This window comes from Ramlibacter sp. (assembly GCF_035548915.1).
Taxonomy (GTDB): domain Bacteria; phylum Pseudomonadota; class Gammaproteobacteria; order Burkholderiales; family Burkholderiaceae_C; genus Ramlibacter.
In genome coordinates this window covers 1-17,908 of the sequence record NZ_DASZSE010000009.1, presented here as the reverse complement: position 1 = coordinate 17,908, position 17,908 = coordinate 1, and the positions used below count along the sequence as shown (strand labels likewise).

18 protein-coding genes are annotated in these 17,908 nt (G+C 68.7%); 12 read left to right on the top strand and 6 right to left on the bottom strand.

Annotated elements, in window-relative coordinates:
* Positions 1-119: 119 nt before the first annotated feature.
* Positions 120-611, top strand: a complete 492-nt coding sequence (locus tag VHA82_RS02305) for a cupin domain-containing protein (RefSeq protein ID WP_325539861.1) — start codon at positions 120-122, stop codon at positions 609-611.
* 97 nt (positions 612-708) lie between these two features.
* On the opposite strand, the gene msrA is transcribed toward VHA82_RS02305, so the two are convergent.
* The 3 genes from msrA to acpA all read right to left on the bottom strand — a co-directional run bounded on the left by msrA (position 709) and on the right by acpA (position 3,823).
* On the bottom strand, positions 709-1,395 hold the full coding sequence (gene msrA / locus VHA82_RS02300) for a peptide-methionine (S)-S-oxide reductase MsrA (RefSeq protein ID WP_325539859.1): 687 nt from the start codon (positions 1,393-1,395) through the stop codon (positions 709-711).
* A gap of 237 nt (positions 1,396-1,632) precedes the next feature.
* On the bottom strand, positions 1,633-1,905 hold the full coding sequence (locus tag VHA82_RS02295) for a hypothetical protein (protein WP_325539857.1): 273 nt from the start codon (positions 1,903-1,905) through the stop codon (positions 1,633-1,635).
* Positions 1,906-2,128: 223 nt separating this feature from the next.
* Positions 2,129-3,823, bottom strand: coding sequence for an acid phosphatase (gene acpA, locus VHA82_RS02290; protein WP_325539855.1), 1,695 nt, complete (start codon positions 3,821-3,823; stop codon positions 2,129-2,131).
* Positions 3,824-3,985: 162 nt separating this feature from the next.
* On the opposite strand from acpA, the gene VHA82_RS02285 reads away from it, so the two are divergent.
* The 4 genes from VHA82_RS02285 (at position 3,986) to VHA82_RS02270 (ending at position 8,006) form a co-directional block, all read left to right on the top strand.
* Complete coding sequence (locus VHA82_RS02285) at positions 3,986-5,185, top strand: cytochrome-c peroxidase (protein WP_325539853.1); 1,200 nt, start codon at positions 3,986-3,988, stop codon at positions 5,183-5,185.
* 60 nt (positions 5,186-5,245) lie between these two features.
* Positions 5,246-6,472: an FAD-dependent monooxygenase gene (locus VHA82_RS02280; RefSeq protein WP_325539851.1), complete on the top strand. Its 1,227-nt coding sequence runs from the start codon at positions 5,246-5,248 to the stop codon at positions 6,470-6,472.
* Positions 6,432-7,079 (top strand): PAQR family membrane homeostasis protein TrhA, encoded by a 648-nt coding sequence (gene trhA, locus VHA82_RS02275; protein WP_325539849.1) that lies wholly within the window; start codon positions 6,432-6,434, stop codon positions 7,077-7,079. Before VHA82_RS02280 ends, trhA begins: the two co-directional genes overlap by 41 nt.
* 90 nt (positions 7,080-7,169) lie before the next feature.
* On the top strand, positions 7,170-8,006 hold the full coding sequence (locus tag VHA82_RS02270) for an isocitrate lyase/phosphoenolpyruvate mutase family protein (RefSeq protein ID WP_325539847.1): 837 nt from the start codon (positions 7,170-7,172) through the stop codon (positions 8,004-8,006).
* 10 nt (positions 8,007-8,016) lie between these two features.
* Here the strand turns inward: VHA82_RS02270 and VHA82_RS02265 are convergent, their stop codons facing one another.
* Complete coding sequence (locus VHA82_RS02265; RefSeq protein WP_325539845.1) at positions 8,017-9,060, bottom strand: VWA domain-containing protein; 1,044 nt, start codon at positions 9,058-9,060, stop codon at positions 8,017-8,019.
* A 31-nt stretch (positions 9,061-9,091) separates the two neighbouring features.
* Positions 9,092-9,736: an AAA family ATPase gene (locus VHA82_RS02260; RefSeq protein WP_325539843.1), complete on the bottom strand. Its 645-nt coding sequence runs from the start codon at positions 9,734-9,736 to the stop codon at positions 9,092-9,094.
* Between the two features lie 275 nt (positions 9,737-10,011).
* On the opposite strand from VHA82_RS02260, the gene VHA82_RS02255 reads away from it, so the two are divergent.
* Positions 10,012-10,683 (top strand): hypothetical protein, encoded by a 672-nt coding sequence (locus VHA82_RS02255; protein WP_325539841.1) that lies wholly within the window; start codon positions 10,012-10,014, stop codon positions 10,681-10,683.
* A gap of 100 nt (positions 10,684-10,783) precedes the next feature.
* Entirely contained in the window at positions 10,784-11,731 is a 948-nt protein-coding gene (locus VHA82_RS02250) for a succinylglutamate desuccinylase/aspartoacylase domain-containing protein (RefSeq protein ID WP_325539839.1), read from the top strand.
* Positions 11,732-11,801: 70 nt separating this feature from the next.
* Here the strand turns inward: VHA82_RS02250 and VHA82_RS02245 are convergent, their stop codons facing one another.
* A complete protein-coding gene (locus tag VHA82_RS02245) occupies positions 11,802-12,716 on the bottom strand; it encodes a LysR substrate-binding domain-containing protein (protein WP_325539837.1) in 915 nt (304 codons plus the stop codon).
* A gap of 115 nt (positions 12,717-12,831) precedes the next feature.
* On the opposite strand from VHA82_RS02245, the gene VHA82_RS02240 reads away from it, so the two are divergent.
* The 5 genes from VHA82_RS02240 to VHA82_RS02220 all read left to right on the top strand — a co-directional run bounded on the left by VHA82_RS02240 (position 12,832) and on the right by VHA82_RS02220 (position 17,580).
* The gene (locus VHA82_RS02240) at positions 12,832-13,722 is read left to right on the top strand and encodes a dioxygenase (protein WP_325539835.1); all 891 of its coding nucleotides are present in this window, start codon (positions 12,832-12,834) and stop codon (positions 13,720-13,722) included.
* Positions 13,719-14,534, top strand: a complete 816-nt coding sequence (locus VHA82_RS02235) for a citryl-CoA lyase (protein ID WP_325539833.1) — start codon at positions 13,719-13,721, stop codon at positions 14,532-14,534. The genes VHA82_RS02240 and VHA82_RS02235 overlap by 4 nt, the downstream gene beginning before the upstream one ends.
* Positions 14,531-15,679, top strand: a complete 1,149-nt coding sequence (locus VHA82_RS02230) for a CoA transferase (protein WP_325539831.1) — start codon at positions 14,531-14,533, stop codon at positions 15,677-15,679. The genes VHA82_RS02235 and VHA82_RS02230 overlap by 4 nt, the downstream gene beginning before the upstream one ends.
* Positions 15,676-16,221 carry an NAD(P)H-dependent oxidoreductase gene (locus VHA82_RS02225; protein ID WP_325539829.1) on the top strand — a complete coding sequence of 182 codons (546 nt, stop codon included), beginning with the start codon at positions 15,676-15,678 and terminating at the stop codon, positions 16,219-16,221. The genes VHA82_RS02230 and VHA82_RS02225 overlap by 4 nt, the downstream gene beginning before the upstream one ends.
* Before the next feature lie 153 nt (positions 16,222-16,374).
* On the top strand, positions 16,375-17,580 hold the full coding sequence (locus VHA82_RS02220) for an amino acid ABC transporter substrate-binding protein (protein WP_325539827.1): 1,206 nt from the start codon (positions 16,375-16,377) through the stop codon (positions 17,578-17,580).
* The last annotated feature ends 328 nt before the right edge of the window (positions 17,581-17,908 follow it).

The window sequence follows — 17,908 nt, the reverse complement described above, 5'->3', positions numbered from 1 at the left end:
GCGGGGTGGCGTGGGGTGCGAAGGATTCGGCCGGGCCGGCCCGTGCGGCCTGTCCCACATGCCCACACACCTCTCACGCAGCTGACAGCTTCGCGCACGCGCGGCGCGACAATGCGCGCATGAACGAGACCGCCCGCCAGCTCGCCGCCCGGCTCATCCGCAATTTCAACGATGCGCCGCTCGAACACTTCGTGCGCGAACCGCTGTACGACTCGCGATGCGCGCGCCTTGCCACCGGCACCGCGGCGCGCAAGATGGGCGCCGGCATCGACATCCTGCCGCCGGGCAAGATGTCGTGTCCTTATCACCTGCACCATGCGCAGGAGGAAATGTTCATCGTGCTCGAGGGCTCGGGCACCTTGCGGGTGGCGGGCGAGAAACTCCCGCTCCGCGCGGGCGACATCGTCTTCATTCCGGCGGGGCCGGAGTATCCGCACCACATCATCAACACGTCGGATGCGCCGCTGAAGTACCTGTCGATCAGCACGAAGGAGCAGCCCGAGATCTGCGAGTACCCGGATTCGGGCAAGTACCTGGCCGAGGCCTCGCCTCACTTCGAGGCGATCCAGCGCCGCGACGCCACGCTCGACTACTGGAACGCGGAGCCGTAGGACAAGTCCTCGCCTGCCGTGCCGCGCCCGCTCGCACGGCCAGCCGCATCCCCTCTCACGACTGGCTCGTCCGTCAAGGGGCTTCGAGGCCAGCCGGTCAGCTGCGGGACGACGCTCCCACGAGCACCGGCTTCTCGCGATACAGCTCGGGCATCGTCGCCTTCAGTGCCGCAACCTTCGGCAGGTCGTTGATGAAGATGTACGGCGACTCGGGGTGCAGCGTCGCGTAGTCCTGGTGGTAGGCCTCGGCGGGATAGAAGCCCGCAAGAGGCGCGACCTGCGTGACGATCCGGCCGTGGAACGCCTTCGCCGCGTCGAGCTGCGCGATGTAGGCTTCGGCCACGCGTTTCTGCTCGGCGTCCCGGTAGAACACCGCGGACCGGTACTGGGTGCCCATGTCCGGGCCCTGCCGGTTCAACGTGGTCGGATCGTGCGCGACCGAGAAGTACACCTGCAGCAGGCGGCCGTAGCTCACCTGCTTCGGATCGAACGTGACCTGCACCGATTCGGCATGGCCCGTGCGGCCCGAGCCGACCATCTCGTACTTGGCCGTGGCGCGCTCGCCGCCGGCATAGCCGGAGACGGCGTTCATCACGCCCTTGGTGTGCTGGAACACGGCCTGCACGCCCCAGAAGCAGCCGCCCGCGAACACGGCCGTCTGCGTCCCGGAAGACGCGGCGATGTCCTGGGCCGGCGGCGGCAGCTTGACCGCCTGTTCGGCCGAGGCGAAAGCCCCCCAGGCAAGCGCGGCAGCGGCCAGCGCGGCGAGCGTGAACTTCTTCATGGCGTTTTTCCTCGGAAGTGGTTCGGGCGATTCCCAAGCATGGGTCGCCATCTTGCCGACTTCCTTACCGCCTTGCCGAACAAACCGATGGGCGCGCGAGGCGCCCCGGCGCGGCCCGGGAGTGGTCACGCCATCACGAGAGGCTGTCCGCGCCCCGGCCGCGGGCGCGCCGCGGCCTGGCGTTGCGCGGCAGCATGCCGGCCCGAGGACCGGCACCTCCGCCGAGCGTCGAGCGCATCAGTTGCGATCGGCCTTTGCCGTCCGCGTGGGCTCGGCCGCGGGCGGCGCGCTCATGGCCGTGCTGGAGCTCGTGCTCGACTCCGTCGTGCTCGGCGCGACGGCGACGGGCGCCGGCTGCGACGGCGTCGTCGTCGTGGTGCTGGAATAGGCAACCTGCGGCTCGGGTGCCACGACGGCCTTGGACGTCTGCATCTTGTGCGCGCAGCCGGCGAGGCCGAGCGCGACGGTGACGGCGGCCGCCAGGGCTGTGAGGGTGATCGAAGACTTCATGAGGAACCTCCCGAAGAGTGAACAACGTGGAACCGGTGTGGAACGAAGTGGCGGGCGCGATGCCTGCCACAGCGGGCAAAGTTAGTTCGGCCGCAGAGCGCTCCACGTGGGAGGGAAGGCGCATCAGTTTGTAGGCGCCGGTCACGACCGCGGCTTCACGCCGTCCTACGTCGCGCAACGCCGGGGTCCCACAGGAAGACGCGGGACGCCCGGCTCGGCAGGATCAGTACAGGCTCAGCGCGTTCGTGAGGTCGCCCATCGGCTGCAGGCCTGCGGCCTTCAGCGCGTCGTCGCGTGTCTTCAGGCCCGGCAGCGTGTCGAGTCCGAAGCGGCGCGTGATGAGGCGCAGCACCGAAGCGGTGTCGTACTGCGTGTGATCGACCGTGCCCATCTTCGCGAACGGCGAGACGATGATCGCGGGGATGCGGCTGCCGGGGCCGAGCTTGTCGGCTTTGGGCGGCGCGGCGTGGTCCCACTGGCCGCCGTTCTCGTCGTACGTGATCACGATGACCATGTTCTTGTACTGCGGGCTTGCCTTCAGCTTGTTCACGAGGTCGACGATCTTCTGGTCGGCGTTCACGATGTTCGCGTAGCCCGGGTGCTGGTTGTAGAGTCCCTCGGGCTTGTAGAAGACCACGGACGGCAGCGTTCCGGCGGCGGCCTGCGCGACGAGGTCGTTGTAGTCCTTGAGGTGCGAAGCGCGATCGGCCGCGTGCGTGACGGGGTCGAACTCGGCGTAGTAGTTGAAGGGGTGATGGTGGGTCTGGAAGTCGACCGCGTCCGTGCTCGCGACGCCGTTGGAATTGGCCGAGTAGATCACGTTGCGATGCGCCGAGGCGGCCTGCATGCCGTCCTGCAAAGCGGCGCTCCAGGAGCCGGCGTACCACGCCCAGCTCACGTTCTTCGCGGTGAGCAGGTCGCCGATGTTCTTCTGCGTCTGCGGCGGCAGCGTCGTGGCCTTGCTCGTGTCGGCGTAGAGCGCGTTGTTGCCCGTCACGTCCGCCGGCGCGTTGCCGCTCGGCTGGTAGGCCGGCTGCATCGTGTTGATGGCGTAGAACTTGTTGTCGCCGAAGTAGTTGGCGGGCGTGATGTTGCCGCTCAGCTGGAACGTGGGCGCGCCGTCGAGGGCGGAGGCCTTGGAACTCGCCGCGAGCGTCAGGTTGCTCGTGTAGCTGCCGTCCGTGTTCTTGTCGACCACCGCAATCGTCGGATGCGCGGCGGCCGTGTCGGCGTTCGGATACTCGGGCGCGCAGGCGCAGATGAGGTACTGGTGATTCAGGAAGGAGCCGCCGAAGGCGCCTTGATAGAAGTTGTCGGCCAGCACGTACTGGCGCGCGAGCTGGTATAGCGGCGAGGCGCTGTAGTCGAAGTAACCCATCACGAGGCCGCCGGAGTCGGCCCAGGCCGCGAACTTGTCGTTCTTGCCGCCGTCGATCTGCATCTGGTTTTCGAAGAAGCGGTGATACAGGTCGCGCGTGACGACGCTGCCGTCGATGGTGACGCCCGCGGTCGGCTGGAAGGCCGTGCCGATGTTGAACGGCTTGTTGGCAAGCCCCGCCGTCTGCGCCTGCGTGACCGTGACGCTGCTGCCGGGCGTGGTGACGCCGCCCCACACCTGCGGCAGCGTGGCGAGCGTGGAGCCGTCGCGATCCTTCTGCGCGACGTAGGCCGCCTTCATCGTGCCGTCGCTGTTGGTCACGGTGGCGAGGCCGTCGGCGCCGGGAAAGTTGCCGTACAGGTTGTCGAACGCGCGGTTTTCCGCGTAGATCACGACGACGTTCTGCATCTTCTCCTGCAAGGCGGGCGTGACGGGGTCGCCGTCGTCGTTGCAGCCGCCCAGCGCGAGGGCGGCGAGGGCGGCGGCGAGGGCGACCGGCGTCATCAAGACGGTCGCGCGAACGAATTTCTTCGTGGGCATGGGAGGCTTCCTTCTTCGGGTATGTCGTGGCAAAGACCGGCAGCGTGCGACCGCGGCGTGACACCGCTGTGTCAGACGCGAAGCGTGTGGATGTCAAATCAGCATCACACTCTGCTGGTACAACGCGAGCCACCGTCACGTCTTTCTCACTCCTCTTCCACCGTGATCCGCCGAATTCTGGGCCTGGCCGCGCTCCTGGCCGCGGCGTGCGCCGCCGCCTCGCCGTTCTATGCGACGCCGTTCGAGAAGCGGCCGGACAACCGGCAGCTCACCGAGCTCGGCCGCGTCCTCTTCTTCGATCGCACGCTGTCGGCGTCGGGCGCATTGTCGTGCGCGTCATGCCACGACCCGGCGCATGCCTACGGCCCGCCCAACGCGCGCGCGGTGCAACGAGGTGGCGCGGGTGGCCGCATGAGCGGCCTGCGTGCCGTGCCGTCGCTCATGTACCGGCAGGGCACGCCGCAGTTCTCCGAACATTTCTTCGACAACGACGGCGACGACAGCGGCGACCAGGGCCCCACCGGCGGCTTCGCGTGGGATGGCCGCGCCGCGTCGGCCCACGAGCAGGCCGAGCTGCCGCTCTTGTCGCCGCTCGAGATGGCGAATGCCGACCGCGACGCGGTCGTCGCGAAACTCGCGAAGTCCCCCAGCGCGGCGGCGATGCGTGCGGCGTTCGGCGAGCACCTTTTCGATCAACCCGGCCGCGCCTGGAACGCGCTCCTGCTCGCGCTCGAGGTGTTCCAGCAAAGCCCGAAGGATTTCTATCCCTACCGCAGCAAGTACGACGGCTACCTGCGCGGCCACGAGAAGCTCACCGCATCCGAGATGCGTGGCCTGCGCCTCTTCGTCGATGCGAACAAAGGCAACTGCGTCGCGTGTCATCCGAGCGGCACGAAGCGCGGCGCATTCCCGAACTTCACGGACATGGGCTTCATCGCGCTGGGCTTGCCGCGCAATGCGCGCATTCCGGCCAATCGCGACGCGGGCTTCTTCGATCTGGGCCTGTGCGGGCCGCTTCGCACCGACATGAAGGATCGCGCCGAGTACTGCGGCCTCTTCAAGACGCCGTCGCTGCGCAACGTGGCCACGCGGCGCGTGTTCTTCCACAACGGCGTCTTCACGAGCCTCGAGGAGGCCGTGCGCTTCTACGCGCTGCGCGACACGCGTGCGCAACGGTTCTATCCGCGCGACGCGCAGGGCCGCGTGCGCAAGTACGACGACCTGCCCGAAAAGTACCGCGGCAACGTGAACGACGAGGCGCCGTTCGGCCGCAAGCCGGGTGGCGCGCCCGCTCTCACCGAAGCCGAGATTGCGGATGTGGTCGCGTTCCTGAAGACGCTGACCGACCGGCCCGCGCACTGACGAGCGTCGCGCGAACATTGCGTACACACGCGCGAGCGACTCCGCACGAGAATCGCCCCCATGGCCAATGAAGATGTGAAAGACGTCGCGGTCGTCGGCGGTGGACCCGCGGGCATGATGGCGGGGCTGCTCTTCGCACGCGCCGGGCTGAAGGTCGCGGTGCTCGAAAAGCATCGCGACTTCCTGCGCGATTTCCGCGGCGACACCGTGCACCCGTCGACGCTGGAAGTCTTCCATGAGCTGGGCCTGCTGCGGCAACTGCTCGAGCGGCCGCACAACAAGGTTGAGCAGCTCGGCGGGCGCATCGGCGGACAGTACGAACGCATCGCGGACTTCCGCCGCCTGCCCGTCGCCGCGCCCTACATCGCATTGATGCCGCAGTGGGACTTCCTCGATTTCGTCGCCGGCGCCGCGCGCCGCTATGCGGGGTTCGAGCTGCGCCAATCGTGCGCGGGCGAGTCGCTCCTCGAAGAGGGCGGCCGCGTCGCCGGCGTGCGCACGAGCGAAGGCGATGCAGTCCGCGCGCGGCTCGTGATCGCGTGCGACGGGCGCGACTCGCGGTTTCGAGGCGGCCTGCCGCAGCGCGTGATCGGCGCACCGATGGACGTGTTCTGGTTTCGCCTGCCCAAGCGCGCCCGGCCCGAGAACGACAGCATGGGCGTGTTCGACCGGGGCCGCATCTTCGTGCTGATCGACCGCGGCGACTACTGGCAATGCGCCTTCGTGTTCGCCAAGGGCGGCGCCGAGCGGCTGCGCGCCGAGGGGCTCGAAGCGTTCAAGGAGCGCGTGCGCGAGGTGGGGCCCGAGACTGCGGGCGTGGACGACGCGATTCGCGGCTGGGACGACGTGAAGCTGCTCACGGTCACCGTCGACCGGCTGGAGCAATGGTGGCGGCCCGGCCTGCTCGTGATCGGCGATGCGGCGCATGCGACCCGTGCAGTTGACGCAGGCGGTGCAAAAGCTCGCGCAGGACGCGATCGTCGCGCCGCTGCTGGAAGGCCGGGGCGGGCTCGGGAAGCCTCCGCTTGCCGTGCGCCTCCTCGATGCGTCTGCGATGCTGCGCGGCATCCCGGCGCGGCTCGTGGGGCTCGGGTTCCGGCCGGAGCACGTGAGGTCGCCCGACGCGCAGGCGCTTTCGCACGACTAGCCGCCGGGCGGCTGTCCGACTCGCGAAGCCATGCGACGCCGACAGTCCGGTGTCTGCGCGCGTGCCACCATTGGCGTCGGAAGGAAGAGGCTCGAACCCATGCTTGTCCCCAACGCGTGCCGTGCGCAGACGGCCCATGAAGAAATCGCCAATGCCCTGAGCCACGGCGCGGGGGCCATCGTCGCGGCGGTGTTCACTCCCCAGCTCATCGGCAATGCGCTGCATGCCGGGACGCACACCGCGCTTGCCGCGGCGGTCTACGCCGTGTCGATGATCCTGCTGTATTCGATGTCCGCCACCTATCACTGGCTGCCGGAGGGCGCGGCCAAGGAGATCTTCCGCCGGCTGGACCATGCGGCGATCTTCATCTTCATCGCGGGGAGCGCCACGCCATTCATGCTGCGGCTCGCGCAGGACGGCAGCTACGCGATGCTCGCGATGCTGTGGCTGGCGGCCACCGCTGGCGCGGCCGCGAAGTGCGCGAACCGTCTCAATCATCCGTTGTTGTCGACGGGGCTCTACTTGCTGCTCGGCTGGGTCGCGGTGTTCGTGCTCGGACCGGTCGTGCGCGCGATCCCGCCGCAGGGGTTGTCGCTGATCGTGGCGGGCGGCGTGCTGTACACGCTGGGCGCGATCGTGTTCCTCGTCGATCATCGGTTCCGGTTCGCGCACTTCGTGTGGCACCTGCTGGTGCTGGGCGCAAGCGGGTGCCACTTCGTGGCGGTCATGCGCTACGCGCTCGCGTGATCCGTCATCTCCGCACGGAGCCGTCCGTGCCTCTCGACACGTCCGAGCCGACTCGCTGCTAGGCTTGCGTCTCCCACTCGAGGAGACACCATGCCCGCCCCATCCATCCAGGCCCGCCGCGAGCGCTTCCGCGCCCTCCATGCGCAGGGCTGCTTCGTCATCCCCAACCCCTGGGACGCAGGCAGCGCCCGCATGCTGCAGGGCCTCGGCTTCCAGGCGCTCGCCACCACGAGTTCGGGCCACGCCTGGTCGCTGGGACTCGCGGACGGCGACGCCTCGCGCGCACAGGTGCTCGATTACCTGCGCACGATCGTCGAGGCGAGCGACCTGCCGGTCAACGCCGACTTCGAGGACGGCTTCGCGGACGATCCCGAAGGCGTGGCCGAAAGCGTTCGCATGGCCGTCGCCACCGGCATCGCGGGCGTCTCGATCGAGGATTCCACCGGCCGGGCGGACGACCCCGTGCGACCGATCGATGTGTCCGTCGCACGTCTGCGCGCCGCGCGCGCGGCCATCGACGAGGCCGGAGGCGACGTGATGCTCGTCGGCCGCGCCGAGAACTTCATCGTGGGCCGGCCGGACCTCGAGGACACGCTCGCGCGGCTCGCGGCCTATTCCGAAGCGGGCGCGGATTGTCTTTATGCGCCGGGCATCCACACGCGCGAGCAGATCTCGGCCGTGGTCGCGGCCGTGGCGCCGAAGCCCGTGAATCTGCTGATCGGCTCCGCCTCGCAGCTCACGCTGGAAGAAGTGAAAGCGCTCGGCGTGCGCCGCGTGAGCGTCGGCGGCGCGATGGCGCGCGCGGCGTGGGGCGGGTTCATGCGAGCCGCGAAGTCCATCGCCGAAACGGGCCGCTTCGATGAATTCGCCCATGCCGCGTCCGGCAAGGAGCTGAACGAGTTCTTCCGCAAAGCCCGCGCCGATTGACCCTTGCCCCTCACACGATGCGGCCGAACCACACCATCGAAAGCACGCCCGCGCACACGACGAGCAACGCCGCGACGAGCGTGAGAAGCCCGGTGACCTCGGTTTCGCGCACCTGCACCTGCACGCGCGAACCGAGGTGCTGGTAGACGCCGCGCAGCTGCTCCGCCGTGCCCGCATAGTGGTATTCGCCGCCCGTCATGCGGGCGACTTCGCGCAGCGTCGGCTCGTCGAGCTGCATGTAGATGGCAAAGCCTTCGCCGTATGCGGCCGGACCATCGACCGTGCCCAGCCCGATCACGTAGATGCGCACGCCGCGGTCCGCGGCCATCTTCGCGGCCGCCAGCGTGTCGACGCCGGTCGTGCGACGGCCGTCGCTCAAGAGGATGATCGCGGCGGAATCGTAGGAGCCCGGCGCAACGGGCTTCACCTCCTTCGGCGGCGGCTTCGCCCGGTCATCCAGGCTGCGCGCCGCCGAGGGCCGCCCCCCGAACGTCATGGTGCCCACATCGATGCCCTGGTCGGGGAACAGTTCGGCGAGGCACACGACGATGGCGCTGCCCACGGCCGTGCCCCATTGCATCTGGATGCCGTCGATCGTCGCGGCCAGCGCCTCGCGATCGAGCGTGGCACGCTGCGCCACCTGGCTGCTGCCCGCGAACGTGACGAGGCCGACTTCGACGTGCTTCGGCAATTCCTGCAGGAACTGCTTGGCCGCCTGCTGCGCGGCCTGCATGCGCGTGGGCTTCACGTCGGGCACGCGCATGCTCAGCGAAACGTCCATGGCCAGCATGATCGTGGACTTGGACCACGGCAGCAGGACGCGCGCGACCGGACGCGCCGCCGCGAATGCGAGCAGCACGCACGCGAGCATGACGATCGCGGGCGGCACGTGGCGCCGCCACTGCCGGCCCTGCATGGCCGCGCGTGCGATGCCGAGGTGGCTCCATCGCACGGCCGATCTCGCGCGGCGCCGCAGGAGCCACCAGTACGCGAGCGGCAGCACCGCCGCGAGGGTGAGGGTCAGCCAGAGAAGCCGGGGCCAGAGGAAGAACATCGCATCGTGCCCGCTGCGTCCACCGGGGCCGTCACGCTGCCGGGCCCACGCGGCGCGCGGCGGCGAGGATCACCTCGGCCACCTGCGCGGGCGAGAGCGTGTCGGTGGAGACGATGAGGTCGTAGTGCTCGGGCGATTCGCCCCGCACGCCGTAGAAGCGCTCGAGGTAGTCGGCGCGCGCCTCGTCGCTGTCGTTCACGAACGCCATCGCCGCAGCCAGGGGCTTGCCCTCGGACGCCGCGATGCGGCCGGCGCGGGCATGGCGCGAGCCGCTCACGAGCACGCGCAGCACGTCCGTGCGCGCGCCGAGCGCGTGCGAGGCGGCATGCGCGACGATCACCACGTTGCCCTGCGCGGCGGTTTCGGCGATGGCGTCGCGAATGTAGCGGCGCAGGTCCTCGCTGTGCGGCAGCATCCCGCCGGGATGCGGCGACGCCACCATCTCCACGCCGCCCAGGTTGCCCGCGCGGCCGATGTAGTCGAAGAGCTGGGCGAAGAACGACTTGCGCTGTTCCTCGCTCGCGACGAGTTCGGGGTCGACGTTCTGGCGCTCGGCGGCGCGGGCGACGATTTCCTCGTCCACGCAGCGAAAGCCGAGTTCCCGCGCGACCTCGGCCGCGGCTTCCTCGGCGCCTGCGCCGAGCGCGCGGGAGATGCAGATGACGCGAGCACTCATTCCAGGCTCCTCGCGGGACAGGTGCCGCAGATTTCCGCAAGTGTAGTGTCCGGCGCGGGCTTGCGCCTGCCCCGCCCGCGGCGCGCCGCCGCGGGCGGGCAAGCTGGACCGTTTCGGCTCCGGAAACTGAAATAAAGAGCAAGCGCCGTGACGCCTCGCGCACCGGTTTCGCGCGAACGTCGGCCCGCACGCACACCGAGGCACAGCCGCCGCCGACGCGAAGCGCCGCCACACCTGCTCACCATGAGAACGCTTCCCAGAAGGAGGATGCATCCATGCGCTTGTCATCCGACCACTCGATTCAGGCACTGGTCGCGGCCGCGATCTGCACGGTCTTCGCGCTGCCTTGCGCGGCGCAGCAGGACATTCCGGGGCCGAGCTTCCCGGGCGGCCCCGTCACCAACCCGGCAATGCCTGCCTTCCCCATCACGGGCCTGGGCAGCAGCACGAGCACGACGACGGCCAGCACCGCGAGCAGCACGACATTCATCGGCCGCACGCAATACGGCGCGACGACTTCCGACGTGCTCGGCAGCGCCACGACCGTCGGCAGCGCCTACGGCGTCACGGGCAACACGTACGGCGTGACGGAAGCGGCGACGGCGGCCAATCCGCCCGGGGCCTACACCGGCTCGTCCATCGTCAATCCGGCGCTGCCCACGCTGCACTCGACGATCGGCACGATCGAGACCGGCAGCGCGTCGTCGTTGCCGTCGGCGAGCAGCGGCTACCCGCTCAACATGGCGCCCGTGGGCGTGGCGCTGAATTCGGACCTCGGGCCCGTGCGCTCGACGCAGGTGCTCGGCGCGGGTCCGGCGTACATGGAAGCGGCGCCGGCAACGCCCGGTGCCTCCGCGCGGGCGGCGACCCCCCGCGCGCGAACTGCCGCGAAGGCCGCGCCGGCGCTTCCGAGCGTTCCGCTCGTCGCGCGCGAGGATCGCAACTGACCGCGGCGTGGCCGCGGGCTCGCCGCCGTCGGCGCAACGCGAGGGACGGTGGCCGGCCGCCGGGCCGCCCGAGGAGGCCGATCTGCCAGAATCGCGCCCCATGAACACCATCGTCGCTTCGGAAGGCACCGCGCTCGAGTTGCCGGACGTGGACGAACTCGCGGCAGGCAACTCGGGCACGCGGGGCGTGTGGCGCTTCGAAAGCGGACAGCCCGGTCCCCACGCTGTGATTTCGGCCCTGATGCACGGCAACGAGGTGTGCGGCGCCGTGGCCCTCGCGCCCTTGTTGCGCGAGCCGCCGCGCCTTGCCTGCGGCGCGCTCACGCTCGTGTTCTGCAACCTCGACGCGTACGCAAAGCTCGAGGATCGCAACAAGGCCGACTGCCGCCTGCTCGACGAGGACATGAACCGCGTGTGGGGCCGCCTCGACGGCGACCGCGGGGAAAGCGGTGAGACGCGCGAGCTCCGGCGCGCACGCGAACTCCTGCCGATCTTCGAATCCGCCGATTGTCTGCTGGACCTGCACTCCATGACGCTGCCCGGCCCCGCGCTGGGCCTGGTCGGGCAGGCGAAGAAGACCATCGGCTTCGCGCACGAGCTCGGCTATCCGGCGCTGCTCGTGCGCGATGCGGGCCACGAAGCGGGGCGGCGTCTCATCGACCGGCCCCGGTTCGTCGACGAATCGGCGCCGCAGCTTGCGATGCTCATCGAGTGCGGCGAGCATTTCAGCCACGCGTCCTGCAGCGTCGCGGCGGAGGCGGTGCGCCGCGTGATCGAAGTCCATCTGCGACGGCAAAGCGTGAAGCCCGTGGCACCGCAGGAACTGCTCGAAGTGACCGGCCGCGTGACGATCGCCTCGCCCGCATTCCGCTTCGTGAAGGCCTGGGGCAACATGGAACTCGTCCCGCAGGCGGGCACGCTGATCGCTTTCGACGGCGAGCGCGAAGTGCACACGCCGCACGCGGATGCGTACATGGTGATGCCTTCCACGCCCCGGCAGATCAAGGTCGGCACCACCGCGGTGCGATTCGCGCGCCGCGTGGCGTAGCAGTTCGCGGCGAACCGGCGCGCGCCATCGGCCGGGCGGCTCCCGTGCCGCGCCCGTGCCGCGCGGTGTGTCAGGCTGCCGCGGCAGCGTTGTGCGGCTGCAGGCTCTGCCTGAGCGCGATCTTGCGCAGATCGTTGGCGAACGAGCGCACTTCCATCGAGTGCTTCACGCCGCGTTTCCAGAGGATGCCCGGGGTTCGCACGGGCGTGGGGCTTTCGAGCGGCAGCACGACGACGTCGTGCCGCCCGGCCACGGCGCGCGACGACACGATGGCCGCGAGCTTCGTGCGCGACACGAGCCCGATCATCGGCGCCACGGTATTCATCTCCGCGGCCACGAGCGGCTCGGCCCCGCACGAGCGGAAGCATTCGTCCAGCAGCGCTCGCGTGGCGAACTCGCGCGACAGCTGCACCATCGACAGGTGATGCAGGTCCACCATGCGCACGCGGCCGCGATGCGCGAGCGGGTGGTCGTGCCGCACGATGAGCACCATCTCCTCGGTGTAAAGCGGCTCGAACCAGAGTTCGTGTCCGCTGCCCGGGTCGTAGCCGACGCCCACGTCGAGCCGGCCGGCGACCAGGCCGTCGGTGATCGCATCGGCCGAGAGTTCGCTCACGCTCGCCTTCACCTTCGGATAGCGCTGCATGAAGGACGCGAGGCATTCCGGGATGAAGCCGAGGTTGAACGTATGCGTCGCGGCGATGCGCAATTCGCCCGTGAGTTCGTCGGGCGCGCGCTTCAGCTCGCCGATGCCCTCGTCCACTTCGCGCAGCGCCTTCGCCGCGTAGCCGAGAAAAGAATCGCCCGCCGCCGTGAGCGTCACGCGCCGGCCGATGCGATCGAAAAGCGCGTGGCCGAGCTCGTCTTCGAGCTGCCTGATCTGGTGCGACAGCGTCGACTGCGTGACGTGCATCCGCTCGGCCGCGTGCGTGAAGTGCAGGCACTCGGCGAGAGTGACGAAGTAGCGAAGGTGGCGCAGCTCCATAGGGTTTACCAGGGTGATGAATCGACGGCATCGATCCACATGATCGAAATTCATCATTTCTTCCGGCTCGTGTCAATCGATACAGTCCCGCCAACCTCACCCGGAGAACATGACCATGCCCGTTCTCGAATACGACACGCACAGCGTCACCGACGCGGTGATCGCTCGGATGTGCGAGTGCCGGGACCCGCGCTTCAAGGAAGTGATGACCGCGCTCGTGCGCCACCTGCACGACTTCGCGCGCGAGGTCGACCTGAAGGGCGACGAGTGGTTCAAGGCCATCGAATTCCTCACGGCCTGCGGCAAGGCCTGTGACGACAAGCGGCAGGAATTCATCCTGCTGTCGGACACGCTGGGTGTTTCGATGCTGGTGGTCGCGCTCGAACACGCCCGCGCGCTCGAAGGCCGCAGCGGCGCGACGCCGCCGACCGAAGCGACGGTGCAAGGGCCCTTCTACTGGCAAGGCGCGCCCGACGTGCCGCTGGGCGGCGACATCGCCGAAGGCGTGAGCGGCGAGCCCGCGCTCTATAGCGGCCGCGTGACCGACCTCGAGGGCAGGCCCCTCGGCGGCGCCTTGCTCGACGTGTGGTCCGGCGACGGCGAAGGCGTGTACGACATGCAGCGCGACGGCTCGCCGATGCGCGCCCGCGCGCGCGTGCGCACCGACGAGGAAGGCCGCTACTGGTTCTGGTCGATCCGGCCGACCTACTACCCCGTGCCCGATGACGGCCCCGTGGGCGCGATGCTGCGCAAGATGGGCCGGCACCCGAACCGCCCCGGGCACATCCACATGAAAGTCTCCGCGCCCGGCCACAAGGAAGTGACGACGCATCTCTTCGTGAAGGGAAGCCCGTACCTCGATTCGGACGCGGTGTTCGGCGTGCGAGAAAGCCTCGTCGTCGAATTCGAGAAGCACGAGCCGGGCACGGCCATCGACGGACGCAGGATGACGAAGCCCTATCACGTCGCGCATTACGATTTCCGCCTGATCCCGCAGCCGGCATGACAACGCCTTCCATCAACAGGATCGGCAAGTCCACCGTGCCGCGCACGGCGATCAGCACGTCGGACGAACACAGCATCACGATTCGCGGCGAGGATCTTTGCCGCGACCTGATCGGCCACATCTCCTTCACGGACTACTTCAGCTTTCTCGTCACCGGCCGCAAGCCGACGCGCGCGGAGTCGATGGTGCTCGACGCGACGCTCGTCGCGATCGCCGATCACGGCATGGTCCCGAGCGTGCAGGCGAGCCGCATGACGTATGCGGCGGCACCGGATGCGCTGCAAGGCGCGGTCGCGGCGGGGATTCTCGGATGCGGCTCGGTGATCCTCGGTGCGAGCGAGACGGCGGGGCGGCTGTTCACCGAAGTCGACGAAGCGGCGAAGGATGTCGACCTGGCGGCCGCGGCAAGTGCCGTGGTGGGCCGCTGGCGCGAAGCGGGGCGGCCCGTCCCCGGCTACGGACACTCGCTGCACAAGCAGCGCGACCCGCGCGTGGATGCGCTCTTCGACGTGGCGCGCAAGGCGGGAACGAGCCTGCGCTTCGTGGAAATCGCGGAAGCCGTGGAGGCGGTGATTCCCGCGATCGTCGGCAAAGAGTTGAAGCTCAACGTGTCCGCCGCGATTCCCGCCGTGCTGCTCGGCACGAACTTCCCGTTGCGCGCGTTGCGCGGCGTGCCGATCCTCGCGAGAACCGCGGGGCTCATCGCGCATCTTGCCGAAGAGGCGGTGAACCCGAGCGGCTTCGCGCTGTCGTATCAGGCCACGCGCGACCTCGTCTATGAAGGCGAGCCGCCGAAGGGGCCCGCCGAATGACGGGCGTGCTGGACGACGTGCGCGTGCTCGAGCAGGGCACGTTCATCACCGGGCCCGCGTGCGGCATGCTGCTGGCCGACCTGGGCGCGGACGTGATCAAGATCGAGCAGCCCGGCACGGGCGACCCGTTCCGTGCGTTCAAGGGCGGCCTGTACAGCCCGCACTTCCAGACGTACAACCGCAACAAGCGCAGCATCACGCTCGATACGAAGAACGAGGCCGATCGCGAACGCCTTCATGCGCTCGTGCGAACGGCCGACGTCTACATCCAGAACTTCCGGCCCGGCGTGGCCGAGGAGCTCGGCGTGGGCGAAGCGCGGTTGCGCGCACTCAACCCGCGCCTCATCTACTGCTCCATCAGCGGCTTCGGCCCGACGGGGCCATACGCGTCGCGTCCGAGTTACGACACGGTGGCACAGGCGGCAAGCGGCTATCTCAAGCTGCTCGTGAACCCCGAGAACCCACGCGTGGTGGGCCCGGCGATCGCAGACGCGGTGACGGGCTTCTACGCGGCCTATGGCGTGCTCGGCGCGCTGCACGAACGCGCGCGCACCGGGCGCGGCCGCAAGGTGGAGGTGTCGATGCTCGAAGCGATGTCGCACTGGAACCTCGATGCCTTCACGCACTACTACTCCGAAGGCGAGGTGATGGGGCCTTACAGCCGTCCGCGCGTGTCGCAGTCCTACGTGCTGGAGTGCCGCGACGGCAAGTGGATCGCGCTGCACATGTCGTCGCCGCCGAAGTTCTGGCAGGGGCTCGCGAACGCGATCGAGAAGCCGGACATCTTCCAGGACCCGCGCTTCGCCACGCGCGAGGCGCGCATCGACCATCAGGAGGCGATCATCGATCTGCTTTCGGGCCTCTTCAAGACGAGAACGCGCGAGCAGTGGTGCAACCGCCTCCTGGCCGAAGACGTGCCGCACGCGCCGATGTACGACACGAACGAAGCGCTCGAAGACCCGCAGGCGCGGCATCTGCAGCTGCTCGTCGAAGCGAAGCATCCGGCCATGGGCGAATTCAGGACGGTGCGCCCGCCGGTCACGTTCGACGGCGAGCGCACGCTGCACGTGCGGCCGCCGCCCACGCTTGGCGAACACAATGGCGAGCTCGCGGCGATGCTCGCGGACAGGAGAAACGGCGAATGAATATCGGCCTTGTCATCGGAAGCCTTCGGCGCGAGTCGATGAGCCGCAAGCTCGCGACGCGTCTGATCGAGATCGCGCCCGCTTCGTTGCGCGTCACCGAGCTCGAGATCGGCGATCTGCCGCTCTACAACGCGGACCTCGAAGCCGAAACCCCGGCCGCGTGGACGCGCCTGCGAGAGGGCGTGCGCGGCAGCGACGGCGTGCTCTTCGTGGTGCCCGAGTACAACCGGTCGCTGCCGGCCGGTGTGAAGAACGCGGTCGACGTCGCCTCCAAGCCCGCGGGGCAGAACCTCTGGCCGGGGCGGCCCGTCTTCGTGGTGGCGCAAAGCAGTGGGCCGCTCGGTGGCTTGGCGGGCTCGTTCGCGCTGAAGCAGACGCTGACCGGCGCGGGTGCGAACGTGCTGTCGCACCCCGAGATCTACCTGAGCCGGATCGGGACGCTCTTCGCTCAGGATGGGAAGCTCGTGCCCGACACGCAGGAATTCCTGCGCGGGGCGCTCGCGAGCTTCGAGACGTTTTGCGCGCGCTTCGCGAAGCGCTGAACGGGGGGGGGCGAGCAGGAAAGGCATCGACGACGGACACCGACGAGACACACCGACGAGAGACACCGACGAGAGACACGCGCGAGAGACTGCCACGAAAGCCGCCACGAAAGACCGGCCCGAGAGAGAGTCCGATTCCATAGGAGACAAGCCATGACCAAGAGCCCCGTGTTCCAGCGCCGCACGCTTCTGGCGGCGGCCGCCGCAACGGCCGCGTTGCCGACCGAGGTGTGGGCGCAGCAGCCGCCCGTGCGCATCGGCAGCACACTCGCGCTCACGGGGCCGCTTGCGGCCACCGCGCAGGTGCACAAGCTGGTGGGCGAAATCTATGTCGACGACCTGAACCGGCGTGGCGGCCTCCTCGGGCGCAAGGTCGAGTGGATCGTGAAGGACGACCAGTCCAAGCCCGATCTCGCGCGCACGCTCTACGAGCAGCTCATTACCGCGGACAAGGTCGACCTGCTGATGGGGCCGTATGCGACGGGCGCGATCCTGTCTGCCGTGGCGGTCGCGCAGCGCTACAACAAGCTCCTGATCCACCACACGCTGGGCGTGCCTTCGCTCGTGAAGTACGACATGCAGTTTCCGGCGTGGTCGCTTGGCTCCGACCCCGGCAACACGACGACGAACACGGTGTTCGAGGCGCTCGCCAGGGGGCCGAAGCCGCCGAAGACGGTAGCCGTCGTCACGAGCAAGTTCCCGTCAATCCACTTCATGTCGATGGGCGCGCGCGAGACGCTCAAAAAGCGTGGACTGCAGGAGGTGCTCTTCCTCGAATGGGAATTCGGCAACCGCGAGTTCGGGCCGATCGCGAGCCGCATCAAGGATGCGCATCCCGACTTCGTGTGGGTGGGTGCGATCGGGCTGGACGGCAACTTGCTCCTCGACGCGATGAAGAAGATCGACTATGCGCCGCCGCAGCACTTCTATCTGTATCCCGCGCCCGGGCCGCTTGTGACGTCGCCGGAGGCGCAGGGTGCGTTGTCGGTGACGATCTTCGAAGAGCATGCGCCCTTCACGTCGCGGCCGCATGCGGCGGAGTTCATCAGGACCTACCACGAGCGAGCGAGGGCTGCGAATTTCCCCGACACTTCGGTGGAGGTTCAGGCGGCGGCGTCATTCACTGCGTGGCAGATTCTGGAAGCGGCCGTGACTGCGACGAAGAGTCTCGACGACAAGACGCTGGCCGACTATCTGAAGAAGAATCGGGTGGAGACGATCCAGGGATCGCTGCGCTTCGACGGACCGTCGAACTACGGCGACGATCTGATGCGGATCAAGCAGGTGCAAAACGGCAAGTGGGTGGTGGTGTATCCGCCGGAGTTCGCGCCGGCGGGCGTGAAGATGATCGCGCGGTGATTCACACCGTCATTCCCGTCGAGGCGGGAATCCAGCGTGGTTCAAGTCACTGGGTCCCCGCGTTCGCGGGGACGACGGGGTGGGTGGTGCGTGCGCCCGTCATTGCCGTGGAGGCGGCAATCCAGCGTGGTTCAAGTCACTGGGTCCCCGCTTTCGCGGGGACGACGGGGTGGGTGGCGCGTGCTCTCGTCATTCCCGCGAAGGCGGGAATCCAGCGTCGTTCGAGTCGCCGGGTCCTCGCCTGCGCGGGGACGACGGGGCGGGTGGCGCGTGCGCCCGTCATTCCCGCGAAGGCGGGAATCCAGCGTCGTTCGAGTCGCCGGGTCCT